Origin of the sequence: Staphylococcus sp. HMSC056G08 (genome assembly GCF_001812305.1) — a bacterium.
Taxonomy (GTDB): Bacteria; Bacillota; Bacilli; order Staphylococcales; family Staphylococcaceae; genus Staphylococcus; species Staphylococcus simulans.
Genome location: NZ_KV808474.1, coordinates 1 through 13,343, shown reverse-complemented (window position 1 = coordinate 13,343; position 13,343 = coordinate 1). Strand labels below are relative to the sequence as shown.

Annotated in this window: 16 protein-coding genes; all 16 read left to right on the top strand. The window is 35.2% G+C overall.

Annotated elements, in window-relative coordinates:
- Window positions 1–317: phage terminase small subunit P27 family (locus tag HMPREF2846_RS07170; protein ID WP_070626334.1), on the top strand; the 317-nt coding region annotated here is incomplete at its 5' end.
- Complete coding sequence (locus tag HMPREF2846_RS07165; protein ID WP_371099751.1) at window positions 289–2,061, top strand: terminase large subunit; 1,773 nt, start codon at window positions 289–291, stop codon at window positions 2,059–2,061. The genes HMPREF2846_RS07170 and HMPREF2846_RS07165, both read left to right, overlap by 29 nt.
- Window positions 2,062–2,072: 11 nt before the next feature.
- Window positions 2,073–2,267, top strand: a complete 195-nt coding sequence (locus HMPREF2846_RS07160; RefSeq protein ID WP_070626333.1) for a hypothetical protein — start codon at window positions 2,073–2,075, stop codon at window positions 2,265–2,267.
- On the top strand, window positions 2,267–3,499 hold the full coding sequence (locus tag HMPREF2846_RS07155) for a phage portal protein (protein ID WP_070626332.1): 1,233 nt from the start codon (window positions 2,267–2,269) through the stop codon (window positions 3,497–3,499). Before HMPREF2846_RS07160 ends, HMPREF2846_RS07155 begins: the two co-directional genes overlap by 1 nt.
- Complete coding sequence (locus HMPREF2846_RS07150) at window positions 3,489–4,046, top strand: HK97 family phage prohead protease (RefSeq protein WP_070626331.1); 558 nt, start codon at window positions 3,489–3,491, stop codon at window positions 4,044–4,046. Before HMPREF2846_RS07155 ends, HMPREF2846_RS07150 begins: the two co-directional genes overlap by 11 nt.
- A gap of 41 nt (window positions 4,047–4,087) precedes the next feature.
- Window positions 4,088–5,416 carry a phage major capsid protein gene (locus tag HMPREF2846_RS07145; protein ID WP_070626330.1) on the top strand — a complete coding sequence of 443 codons (1,329 nt, stop codon included), beginning with the start codon at window positions 4,088–4,090 and terminating at the stop codon, window positions 5,414–5,416.
- An 11-nt stretch (window positions 5,417–5,427) separates the two neighbouring features.
- Entirely contained in the window at window positions 5,428–5,586 is a 159-nt protein-coding gene (locus HMPREF2846_RS14385; RefSeq protein ID WP_176745475.1) for a hypothetical protein, read from the top strand.
- A 9-nt stretch (window positions 5,587–5,595) separates the two neighbouring features.
- The gene (locus HMPREF2846_RS07140; protein WP_256274481.1) at window positions 5,596–5,964 is read left to right on the top strand and encodes a head-tail connector protein; all 369 of its coding nucleotides are present in this window, start codon (window positions 5,596–5,598) and stop codon (window positions 5,962–5,964) included.
- A complete protein-coding gene (locus tag HMPREF2846_RS07135) occupies window positions 5,919–6,242 on the top strand; it encodes a phage head completion protein (protein ID WP_070626329.1) in 324 nt (107 codons plus the stop codon). Before HMPREF2846_RS07140 ends, HMPREF2846_RS07135 begins: the two co-directional genes overlap by 46 nt.
- A complete protein-coding gene (locus tag HMPREF2846_RS07130; protein ID WP_070626328.1) occupies window positions 6,242–6,613 on the top strand; it encodes an HK97-gp10 family putative phage morphogenesis protein in 372 nt (123 codons plus the stop codon). Before HMPREF2846_RS07135 ends, HMPREF2846_RS07130 begins: the two co-directional genes overlap by 1 nt.
- On the top strand, window positions 6,610–7,023 hold the full coding sequence (locus HMPREF2846_RS07125; RefSeq protein ID WP_070626327.1) for a hypothetical protein: 414 nt from the start codon (window positions 6,610–6,612) through the stop codon (window positions 7,021–7,023). Before HMPREF2846_RS07130 ends, HMPREF2846_RS07125 begins: the two co-directional genes overlap by 4 nt.
- A 3-nt stretch (window positions 7,024–7,026) precedes the next feature.
- Complete coding sequence (locus HMPREF2846_RS07120) at window positions 7,027–7,623, top strand: major tail protein (protein ID WP_070626326.1); 597 nt, start codon at window positions 7,027–7,029, stop codon at window positions 7,621–7,623.
- 64 nt (window positions 7,624–7,687) lie between these two features.
- Entirely contained in the window at window positions 7,688–7,996 is a 309-nt protein-coding gene (gene gpG, locus HMPREF2846_RS07115) for a phage tail assembly chaperone G (protein WP_070626325.1), read from the top strand.
- Between the two features lie 50 nt (window positions 7,997–8,046).
- Window positions 8,047–8,187, top strand: coding sequence for a hypothetical protein (locus tag HMPREF2846_RS14380; protein ID WP_218086516.1), 141 nt, complete (start codon window positions 8,047–8,049; stop codon window positions 8,185–8,187).
- 18 nt (window positions 8,188–8,205) lie between these two features.
- Window positions 8,206–12,921, top strand: coding sequence for a tape measure protein (locus HMPREF2846_RS07110; protein ID WP_070626324.1), 4,716 nt, complete (start codon window positions 8,206–8,208; stop codon window positions 12,919–12,921).
- Between the two features lies 1 nt (window position 12,922).
- Window positions 12,923–13,343, top strand: a 421-nt coding sequence (locus HMPREF2846_RS07105) for a phage tail domain-containing protein (protein WP_176745473.1), incomplete at its 3' end; no start/stop codon positions are given.

Genomic DNA, 13,343 nt, shown 5'->3' with positions numbered 1-13,343 from the left:
AATGGCAACGTATTATTCCGTTACTACAAGAATTGCCCATTGCAGAATTGGATTTCACATTAATTAAAAAATATTGTGAATTAGTAGATATAAATGACGATGCTTATCGCTATATTCAAGAAAATGGCTATATAGATCCTGATACTAATAAAAAATCAGGCACGTTTATGGTCTATATGGAATCTATGAAAGAGCTTCGTTCTATTTGTGGGTCGTTAGGACTAACAATTGATTCAAGGTTACGCTTAGTTGTACCTTCTGAAAATGAAGTTAAGAAATCTGTGTATGATGAATTTGGAATGGGTGATGACGATTAGCACATTAACACCTAAAACGAATGAAGAATTATTAGATATACCTATTGAGTATAAAGATGATGCCTATAAGTATTGTGTCAGAGTGCTGACTGGAGAATATACCGCATCAAAATATACTCGATTTGCTTGTATACGCCATCTAAAAGACATTCACAGGTCAGTAAATGATGATGAATGGAATTATACCTATAAGCCGAAACGTGCTAAGAAGGTCATTAAATTCGTTGAGGCGTTACCTGATACTAAAGGTAACATTAATAAGTTAGGTCTATTCCAAAAATTCATTATCGCAAGTGTTCGTGGTTGGTTTACGAAAGATACAGATATGTTGAGATTTAGAAAAGCATTTATATCAATGGCCAGAAAAAATGGTAAATCCATTTTAGTTTCTGGTCTGGTATTATATGCCTTTTTGTTTGATAGAGAACCTAAAGAAGGTAGACAAATGTTTACTGCTGCAAATGATAAATCGCAGGCAAGTATTGTATTTAATATGGTAGCTAAACAACTAATGTATTTCGTTTCTAAAGTACCAGAACTTAAAAAAGATGTTAAAAAAGTGCGTGAGTTGCTTACACATACTAAAGATGGTTCATATATCCGGCCTTTATCTCGTGATACAGGTGCTGTTGATGGTTTTGAACCATTCTTAGCCGTTATTGATGAATACCACGCAGCAAAAACCAATGAAATGATAGAGCTTATTGAATCTGGTCAAGGTAATTTATGGCAGTCGATGATATTTATTATTTCTACTGCTGGATTCAATCTTAATGCACCAATGTATACAGATGAGTGGCCATATTCCAGAGATATTTTAGATGATAAATACACTGACGATGAATATTTCGCAGTGATCTACGAACAAGATTCTGAGGATGAATGGCAAGACAGTACGATGTGGGCTAAATCTAATCCACTAATTAATGAAACGGATGAATTAAAGGAACAAATTGAAGAGTTCCTTGAAAAACGCGTAGCAGAAGCTACTAAAAAGGGTTCGATGTTCCGCGTGCTAGTTAAAAACTTTAATTATTGGATGCAAGCTAGTGAAGAATCTTACCTTGACTTTAACGATTGGAAAAAGAACGAATCTGACTTTGATATTAAAGACACTAAAGTTTATATCGGGCTAGATTTATCACGTGCTGATGATCTGACAGCTATATCGTTTATACACTTAGACGAAATAAAGAAACAATACTATATAACGTCACATTCTTTTGTAGGTACTAAGGGTGGTTTGCAAGGTAAGATTGAGCGTGACCTTATAGATTATCGACAGTTAGCAAATGATGGATACTGTACGATTACAAACTTATCCAGTGGCATTATCAATACAGAACAAGTCTTAGACTACATCGAAAGTTATATAGATAAACATAATTTAGACGTTCAAGCTATATGTTATGACCCTTATTCGATACATGGTGTCTTAGCTGAAATGGAGCGTCGAGAATGGTATTACGACTTGTATGAAATTAGGCAAGGACCACAAACACTTTCTAATCCTAACTTAGATTTTAGATTGAATGTTATTAATGGAGATATTAAACATCACAAAAACCCGTTGCTTGATATAGCAGTCAAAAATGCAGTTGCTAAAAATGTGAATGATTCAATCATGATAGAAAAGAAAAAGAATCGAGAAAAAATAGATCCTCTCATGGCGACCATTTTTGCCTATGTTATAGCAAGTGAACATGAATGGGATGTAGAAACGATGATGCCATTATTCTTATAGGAGGTGTGATGATGAAAAAGTTCTTATATGCACTTGTAGTAATACTATTATTCATTATAGGGCTTGTAGGTCTATTCTATGGTTTGTTCATTCTGTGGAAGCCTCTTGCCTATATCATCGGTGGATTACTCTTGATTGGGCTTTCAGGTGTCTTAAATCAAGCATATGATAATACCTCTATGGGTCGGAAAGGGGGTGACAGTTAATGCCGTTACTTGATTTAGGATTTACAAGTAAACAAGAAAAAATGAATAGAGATTTAGAACGCCTCTTGTATTGGCAAGAACATGGTACGCACGCTAGTTATATTGGTATCAATGCCTTGCGTAATAGTGATGTGTTTACTGCTACACGTATTATTTCAGCAGACATTGCAAGTACCAAGTTAAAAGTTAAGGGTCATGAAACAAATAAGGTAATGAATGACGTGTTGAACCTTTTCAATAACAATCCGTATTCAGATTTACCAGGTTGGCATTTCAAATTCATAATCATTGCGAATATGTTACTTAACGGTCAATCTTTTGTAGAAATTGTGCGTGACAAAAATGATTTCCCTGTTGGATTCCACTTCTTACATAATGACTTAGTAGGAATTGAAGAAAAAGATGGGGATATTATTTACAACGTAAGCGAAGATGTGGAAGGTAATGCAGTTAAGATAACAAGTGAGGATATATTGCACTTTAGATATATTACATTAGATGGATATGTTGGCTATAGTCCTTTATATGCACTAGCGCATGAGATTGGTATATCTCAAGGGTCTAAGAGTTTCCTGCGTAATTTCTTCGATAATGGTGGGACTTCGACATCAGTATTGAAGTATAGAAAAGGGCAAATTAATGAAGAACAATTAAGAGAGTTGAAGCAAAACTTTGCTGATAGCCAACTTAAAAACAATGGTGGCTTAGTTGCTATTGACGACACAATGGAATTCAGCAGATTGCAAATTCCTACCGAAGTATTGAACTTCTTAAATAGTTATAAGTTCAGTACATCGCAAGTTGCTAAAGCGTTTGGTCTGCCGGTTTCTAAGTTAGGTATTGAAACAGTTAATACATCTATTACACAAGCTAACCTAGAATACTTGCAAAGTACCTTAGACCCGATATTCAAAATGATGATTGCAGAGCTTGAGACAAAGATATTCAAGTTTATTGATTCAGGCTATGAATTAGAGTTCGATTCATCTCGACTTATCGATATTGACCCAGAACTACAATTACAACGTATTACTGAACTGCACGCTAAGGGGATTATATCAACAGACGAAGCCAGAAGTGTATTTGGTTATCAACCTATTGAACATGGTGATCAACCATTGGTTGACCTGAACCGTGCGCCACTAAATACGTTAGAAAATTATCAAAAATCAAAAATCAATAAAGAGATTGAAAAAAACACCCTTAAAGGGGGTGATGAGTATGATGAATAGTAACGTTGATGCCTATAAAGATATGGTTATCGAAGGATATGCAGTAATCTTTAATTCTGTTAGTAAAATGACACCGAATGGTTATAGAGAAAAGATAATGCCAACTGCATTTGACGGAGTTGACGTATCAGATGTTAAATGCTTAGTAGACCATGATTGGGGACAACTTATTGGTAGAACAAAATCAAGGACATTAGAAATAAATGTTGATGAAAAAGGGTTGAAATTTAAATGTTATTTACCTAATACATCAACAGGTCGTGATATATACGAAAACATCAAGTTAGGAAATATAGATGAATGTAGTTTCTTTTATACGTTGCCTCAAAAAAATGAAGGTAGTAGACATTGGGAAATAAAAGATGGGGATTATGTACATGTAGTTCATCAAATTTCAGAACTTAGAGAAATAAGTATTGTAACTATGCCTGCGTATGATGATACATCGGTTATAGTGGCTCAACGTTCTGAAGATCTTACAAATGTAAAAGAGCTTGAACAAATGAAAATAGCACTAGACTTAGAAAGCCTTCGTTTTGAAACGTAAGGCTATTTTTTATGCCAATTTTTAATAAGGAGTGATATTACATGGCTAATTTAGAAGAGCGCAAAAAAGAACTCTCTAATTTGATTTCTAAAGCGCAAGAAGCAGTCGAAAAGGGCGACCTTGAAACTGCACGTAATTTAAAAGCTGATATTGATGCACAGAAAAAAGAGTATGAAGAACTCGAACAGCTTTCAAAAGAAATTGAAGCATCAGCACCTAAGCAAGAAGAAACACCACCTCAAAGTGAAGGTGCAGAAGTCGAAGATAACAAAGGTGATAACACTGGTGAAGAATTAGAGGAGAAACCGTCAGACGAAGAAAAGCCTGATGATAAACCAAAACCAGATGTTAAACCTGAAGCAGAAGAAAAACCAGAAGCACCCGCTATTGAAAAAGTAGAAGAACCTACTGAAGAAGAATTAAAAGAAGAAAAAGATAAAAATAAAAAAGAAGGAGCGAAACGTTCTATGGCGAAATTAAATCAAAATCCAGAAACAAATGAAGAAATTTTAGCATTTGAGCAGTACATGAAATCTAAAGGAGCTAAGCGTGACAATGTTAAATCTGATGACGTTGGCGTAACTATCCCAGAGGATATTAAATATATTCCTGAAAAAGAAGTTAAGACAGTCCAAGACTTGTCAGAGTTAGTACAAAAGACTTCAGTTTCAACTGCTTCTGGTAAGTATCCAATCTTAAAACGTGCTAACGCTAAATTTAACACTGTTGCTGAATTAGAGAAAAACCCAGAGTTGGCTCGTCCAGAATTCGAAACAGTGAATTGGGAAGTTGAAACATATCGTGGTGCAATTCCAATCTCGCAAGAAGCACTAGACGATTCAGTTGCTAACTTAACTGCTATTGTGTCTGAAAACATCAACGAACAAAAAATCAATACATTAAACGAAAAAATTGGTGCAGTGCTTAAAGCATTCAATCCTACTTCAATCACTGATGTAGATGATTTAAAAGAAATTATCAACGTTAAATTAGACCCTGGTTATGATCGCCAAATCATCTGTACTCAAAGTTTCTACCAAAAACTAGACACATTGAAAGATGGTAACGGTCGTTACTTATTACAAGACAGCATTATCAACACTGCTGGCAATACTGTATTAGGTATGAACGTAACAGTTGTACGTGATGACTTGTTGGGTGAAAACGGCGACGCATTAGCATTTATCGGAGATGTTAAGCGTGGTGTATTATTCGCAGACCGTACAGACGTTTCAGTTCAATGGATTGAAAATGAAATCTACGGTAAGTACTTGATGGGCGCATTCCGTTTCGATGTAAAGCAAGCTGATAAAAATGCTGGTTTCTTCGTAACATTTGAAGATAGTGCTGAAACAGTACCAGCAGGATAAGGAGTGATTGAATGGTTCAGTATCTAGTACAAAAGACATTTAAAGATGTACACAACGGTAAGATTTACGAACAAGGCACAATTCAAGACTTTACAGTAAAGAGAGCTAAAGAGATTGAAAAAAATCTTGATAGCTCTTTTTTAATGCGTAAAGACGATAAGAAAAAGTAGGTGGTCAATGTGTCTCGAAAAAAGTATTGCTTTGATTTGAATGATATTGAGACGATTAAAACTGCAATGCGTATAGAAATGGATTTTGATTTGGACGATAACTATATTATGGGTGTTTTGTTACCTAGTGCAATTAATGAAGTTAAGGGCGCTGTATCTACTAATAAAGAAGATGAACCTTTCTTTGAAAATAACAGCACTTTTAATTTATTAGTTCTAAACATTATGAGACACCATTATGAAAACCCTTCTACTACATCGCAGTTTCAAAAGTTTGAAGTACCCACATCGTCATTGTCACTCATTCAAAGGTTAAGGGGTGATTTGGCGGTATGGAGATTGGAAAACTTAAACACAGAATCAGAGTCTATGAAATAAAAAACAAAAAAAACGACGAAGGTTCATATGTAAAACAAAAAATTGAAGTTGCTAAGCCTTTTGCAGAAGTTTCTAAACACGCAATCAAAGAATTTAAAAATATGGACTTATCGGCAAGGCGTGAACAAGTTTACTTTATTATACGTTATTTTCAAAAAGTTACGATTACGTCGGAAATGTATGTAGAATTCAAAGGAAAAACGTTTGAAATAAAAAATATTGAACATGATTATCAAGACTATGACAGAAGTATTTTGCAATGTGAGGTGGTTGAATAATGGCAATGTATGACAGTGACGCAGAAATTTCAAGAAAGATATATGCTCTGGTTGCGAAAAGTGAAAGAGAAGCTAAGAAAGCAGTAACTCAAGTAGCTAACATGTACGAAGTTGCATTAATTAACAACACACCTCGTGACACAGGCAACGCAGTTTCTACTGTTAAACAATCAAACTTCAAAAGTGGATTAACATTACCACAAAAAGAAGTAGGATATAAAAGTTGGTACATTCATTTCCCGGAAGTTGGTACTAAAGTGTTCGGCAAGGTTAGACAGCCACCTCAACATTTCCAAGCAAAGACAATGGAGCAAATGAGGAAGCCGGCACTAAACATCTATAAAGAAGCAATAAGGAGAACGCTAAAATGAGTAGACATCCTTTAGTTCGAATGTATCAACTTATTAATAGTAATGATGAACTCGTTCAATTAATTAAAAGTAAACAAAAGACAAAAACAGATGAACTACCTATATTTACATTTAAGATTCCAGAGACTTATCAAAAAACTGAATACGCGCCTTTTATAAGGCTCACAGTAATTAATTTAGGCAACGCAGTATATCGAGATAATGACAGTGATCATTATCTCTTTTCTTTTGCTGTTGAAACATTCGCAAAGTCTATATCAGAAGCGTACGAAATCAGTCAAAAAATAATTTCAATATTTAAAACAATTGATAGTAAGTGTTTTGCACAAGACTTAAGCGAAGATGAAGAATTTTCACTCTATAACAATATGTTGAGTTTTAGAGTGCTATTAAACGGAAAGGAGCAATAAATTATGGCAGATAAAAAAGTAATCACAGGTTGCGAGAATTTTACATTCCGCATGCAAGAAGGTAATGGATATGAACAAGGAGAAGTAATTCAATTACCAGGCTTACAAGAAGTAGGGCTTGAGTTAGAACAAGATCAGGAAAAAGTTTACGCAGATAATGTTTCTAAATTAATTTTAAACAGCGGTATTACAGGAGCTACTGTATCAGGTACGTTTATGGATTTAACATCAGAAGAACGTTCAAAGTTGATGGGTGTAGAAATCCGTGACGGGATGGAAGTATATACAAAAGATTTAGTTCCTCCGTATGTTTCAGTATCATGGAAGTTAAAATGCAGTGATGGTTCTTATATCTACATGGGGGCTACTAGAGGCAACTTCTCTATTCCATCATCTAGCACATCTACACAAGAAGATTCTCCGGAACAACAAGACGCGCCCGAATTAGAAGGGCAATTCATTGCACGTGAAGATGGTGTTGTATTTGTCCGTGTGCATGATAAAGCTAAAGACTTTAGTGAAGATAAATTTATGGAACTTATTCACGGAACAGGTGTCGCAGGTAATACAGAACATGGTGAAGAAGTACCAGCAGGGTAACTGCTATTGAGGGCTATATGCCCTCTTTTTATTTGCAAATAAAAAATTAAAGGAGTAATTAAACATGTTTAGAATCACAGTGGAAATTGACGGTAAAGAGCAAGAATTCACTCAAACTAAGAAAAAAGGTAAAGTCATTAAGAAAATTGCAGAATTACAAGATAAAACAAATTTATTAGAAAAGGGCGAAATCACATATGGTGAGTTGATTGATGAACAATACATGGTAATCGTTGAAATGTTTGATAACCAATTCACATTAGAACAATTAATGGACGGTTCAGACTTCGACGAAATTGAAGACTTATTTGAAGAATTTAATAATTCGGGAAAGTCGAAAACGACACAGAACAAACGACAAAAGAAAGGTTAGAAGATATTTACCTCGTTTATCAAGATTTCATGAAAAATCAAAACTTAACTGTGGAACAAATAGATGAAATGGATTTCGATGCTTATGAAAAAATTTGGAGTATTGGTGATAAAACAGGTAAATCTAGAAAGCCGATTAAACGCATTAAAGCCGGTGAAAATAGTCCAGAAGAAATAATGAGAATGTTCTAGAAAAGGGAAGTGAGATAAGTGGCAGGACAATTTAATTTAGGCACAACAGTCAGCATGGATTTAAACCCATTTGCTCAATCTTCTCGTGTGCTGGATTCTATGTTAAAAGCTAATAATAAAGCGTTGAAGTCGCAAGAAAAAGCTTTCAAAGGTTCTTCTATGAGTGCGCAAGATTTAGCGGAACGCGAGGGGGAATTAGCTCGTGCAGTTAAAAACTCCGAAGCACAACTTGAGAAGAAAAAAGAAGAATTAAATAAACTTAAAAGTTCAATTGGCGATGTAAATAATGCTACAGACCAACAAAAAACACAGCTTACTAGAGCGAATGCTGCTGTGTCTGTGGCTCAACAAAATTACAGGGGATATAAAAACCAACTAGCAGACGTTCAGTATAAGCAACGTCAACTTAATGCTTCTACTAGTTCTTTGCAAACAGAAATGCAAGAACTCGATGTCCAAACAAAGAAAACTGCAGCTGAACAACGTCGTAATGGTAATGAAACAGATGCATTAAAAACTGAATATAAAGGGCTTGGAAGACAGGTTGAAATATTAAATACAATTATAGGAAAAGAACAATCTAAACTATCTGATTTGAAAGCCGTAAAAGGTGAAGATGCAAGCGAAACACAACGACAAGAAAAAACTATACAAGGTTTGATGAAACAACAATCCAGTTTGATTTCACAACAAGACAAAGTAGGAAGTTCTATTGAAAAAATGTCTGAACATTCTAGTAGAGCAGGTAAAAGTTTCAGCGATATGTGGGCTGTGTTCAAAGGTTCTTTCTTAGCCCAAGGTGTTATGAGCATTATTTCTAAAGTTACAAGCGCAATTAAGAATATGTTTCAAGGCGCTATTGAACGTATGGATAGTTTGTATACGGGACAAAAGTCGTTAGAGCTTATTCTTGGAAGTGGTAAAAAAGCTAATAAAGTTATGGATGATATAAGTAAATCTATTGAGGGCACTTCAATTCCATTAGACCAAATAACCGAATCTACAAAACGTTTAGTTGCATCTGGAGTAGAAATGGAAGAAATTGGTCCAATGTTAAAAGCAATTACTGATCAAGCTTATGGTATGGGAAAAGGAGCTCAAGATATTGATCAATTAGCTGATGCTTTCCAAGAGTTATCGAGTTCAGAAACGGCAGAATACGGGACGATTTCACGTTTGAGGCAAAATGGTGTGCAAGCTTTACAAATACTTGCAAATAAATATGGTGTTTCAATTGAAGAAATGAAGGAGAAACTTTCTGACGGTCAAATTAAGTCTAAAGATGCTATGAATAAGCTGATTGAAGGTATTGAGCAAGGTACTGACGGTGTAGCAGGTAGCACTGCAAAACTTGAAGGACAAGCGAAAATGAGCGGCGAAACTATCGGCGGATCGCTAGCAAACGTAGCAACTCGTATTAAAGCTAATATGGCTAATATGTTTGAATCGGCAAGGGGACCAATAGTTGATATGTTTCAAGGCATGACCAAAGCTATTGATAGTTTTGGTTCTAAAGCAAGTGAGAAATTAGCACCAGTGATAGAATCAATAGCCAATGGTTTCAAAAGTATAAACCCTCATACTAAATCTGCTATTGGGATTATTGCTGCTTTAGGAATCACTGCCACTATTGCAGCAGTAGGTGTTGGTGCGTTATCGACTGTATTAGGTTTTATACTCTCTCCTATCGCTCTTATAGCAGGTGGTATTACAGCCTTAGCAGGGGCATTTGTAATTGCATGGACTAAATCAGAAACATTTAGAAATGTATTGATTAATAGTTTTAATGGCATCATAGCGTTTTTACAGCCAGCAATCACAGCTATAAAAAACTTTGCCTTAGAAATAGGTAATCAATTAAAGCAGTTTTGGAAAGAGAACGGTGCAGTTATAACACAAGCAATTCAAAATATCGGCAAGGTTATTTCATTTGTTATGAATAATGTGATTCTACCGGTAATGAATTTTGTGTGGCCACTGGTCAAATATATTATAGTTTCAACTTGGGACGCCATTAAAGGTACGATTAAAGGCGCATTAGATATAATCATGGGCGTCGTGAAAATTTTCGCAGGCTTGTTTACCGGAAATTGGAAAACAATGTGGTCGGGTATAAAGCAAGCCACATCAGGTGTTTTAAAATTTCTATGGAATTTTATTCAACTAATGTTTGTCGGTCGAATATTAAAAGTCGGTAAATTATTTGCTAAATTGTTCGGAGGAATTTTCCCTAAGTTGTGGGGGAAAATCAAAGGCGTATTTAGTAGTTTCGGACAATCGATTTGGAATAATACCAAACGAATTTTTACAGGGATTTTTAATACAACCAAGTCAATTTTTACGAATACTTATAATTTTTTAGTGAAGATTTGGAAAATCATAAGAAATTCAGTAGTAAAATTAGTCCAATCATTATATAACGGGGTTAAAAACCGCTTCGCAAATTTATTTAAATCTGTTAGTGGAATCTCTACAAAAATTAGAAAATTTGTATCTAAATCATGGCAGAAAACTAAAGATGGCGTTATAAATTTTGCTACAAAATTAAAAGATGGCGCTGTAAACCGTTTTAATTCGATGAAAAAAACATTATCAAATATAGGTCAAGCTATTAAAGATAATACAGTCGGTAAATTCAAAGGATTATTTGAAGGCGCTAAAAGTTGGTTGAATAAATTAAAACAATGGATTATAGGGGCAAAAGAAGGATTTAAGAAAGCAGCAAAAGATTTAGGTAATTCTGTTGCTAATGGTGCTATCAATGGGCTTAATGCTATGATTGATGGTATTAACTGGTTATCTGATAAGATAATGAAGAAAAAACTCATTAAAAACAAGGTCAAAACATTATCAACTGGTACAGGAGCTAGTTCTACAGTTTCTACAGATTCAGAAGGACGTTTAACCAAGCCTACAAAAGCTATTGTTAATGATAAGGGTCTAGGGAATGCAAAAGGACCTAATGGACATAGAGAGATCATATATCGCAGAAATGGTAAAATTGAAAAGCCTATAGGACGGAACAAACGTGTGAACTTACACAGAGGTGATGCAGTTCTTAATGGTATTCAATCCAAACCTTTAATGCCACATCTTTCAACCGGTACAGGAATTGAATTATTAAAACAAGCAAAAAAACGCAAAAAGCATGAAGAACCTACAGGAGATATGTTTGTTCCAAAAAACTCTGGCTTTGCCGGAGGAAACATAGCCGAAGATGCTTTAAATTGGACGAAAAACTCTGTTAAAAAAGCAAAAGATACATTGGGTAAAGTTATAGGCGATGTAATGGATTATGTTGAAAAACCTGGAAAGTTAATTAACAAAGTCATGAAACATTTCAGTATTGACTTTTCAAATATCAAGGGCGCTATGGGTGGCTTCATGGATTTTGGTTATAAAGGCCTGAAAGATGGACTTAAAACATTGATTAGTGGATGGTTTGAAGAACAAAGCGGCTCGGGTGATGGCGGTTACATTGATTTGTGGCGCGGCATTAACTTTGGATTTGCTAGAACAGCAGCTGAAGCCATAGCTCAAGGCTACCCGTTTGCCAGAGCACATCACGGTATCGACGTTAACTATCCATACGGTACGAAAGTATACTCAACTATAGCAGGTAAAGCTACAGGCACGCATGGATACAATGGCGGATTCGGTAATATGATGAAAATCGTTTCTGGTGCGATTGAAGTTATTTATGGACATCTTTCTAAACTTAATTGGACTGGCACAAAATCTGTCAAACCAGGTACATTATTAGGGCTTTCTGGTGGTGATCCTGCAAGACAAGGTGCTGGCGCAGGTAGTTCGACTGGTCCTCACTTGCATTATGAGATGAGATGGAACGGTATAGCTAAAGACCCTTTACCATGGCTTAAAAAGAATAATGGTGGCGGAAGTCAAAACAAAGCAGCAAATAAATGGAAAAGTGATATTAAACGTGCGGCCAAACAAATGAAAGTAAATCTTTCAAACGCTGAATTAAATGGTATAGTTGCACAAATCCAACGTGAGTCAAATGGTAATGCTGGCGTGACACAAGGTAACATTGGTGATATTAACAATCTGAGAGGTACACCGGCTCAAGGATTACTGCAATATGTACCAAGTACCTTTGATTCATATAAAGTCAAAGGACATGGCAATATTAAAAATGGTTATCATCAATTACTTGCCTTCTTCAACAACTCTAACTGGCGTCGTGATTTACCTTACGGTCGAAGTGGTTGGAGCCCGACAGGTTCACGAAGATTTGCCAAAGGTACAAATAATGCTCCTCCCGGGTTATCTAAGATTTTTGAAAAAGGTGGAGAAATCATCAATTTCAAAGGTGGAGACCAAGTCATACCCAATGATGTGAGTATAGCAGCAATTAAAGAAACATTGCGTTCAAACTTGTTTGCTAAGACTCAGTCCGCAGTATATGACGGTATTTCAAGATATGCCGACGAAATACGTAGACAAGAAGCTATCAGAGAACAACAAGAATATAATGACTTAGCACGTGCAAGACAAGAATCAAGCGATTTGAAAGAGCAAAATAGCATTCTTAAAGAAATGCTATATACAATGCAAGATATATTACAATCTAGTCGCAATAATGAAAATTACAACTATAGAACAGCTAACAAGAATATGACAATGGATCGTAAAAAAATAGCTAGAGATATCAGTAGACAACAAGGTGAGGATATGATGTCTGCTATGTACAACATGGGAGGTGCTTTCTAGTTTGAAAAAGGAAGTTAAACTTATATTTGATAATGAAACTATTAACTTAACGGATAATGAAGGTTTCATATATATGGATTTCTTAGAAGATGATGTGCAAGTACAAGATAACAATATAGAAATTAATGGAGTGGATGGAGTGTTGCCAGGAGCAATCACATTCGCTCCTTTTAATTTGGAATTAAGATTTATTTATTCTGGTATTGATACGGAAGATTATCGTCTATTCAAGTCAAAATTACGTTCAATAATTTATCAACGTAAACCATATTATGTGTGGCATTCTGATATGCCAGGAAAGAAATATGCAGTACTTCCACAGAACACCGAAATTGAAGATAAATTCGGACGGAACGGTGAAATAACACTGAAATTTTTAGTTTGGAAAGGTTATTCAGAATCATTAAAAGACACAAGTCAAT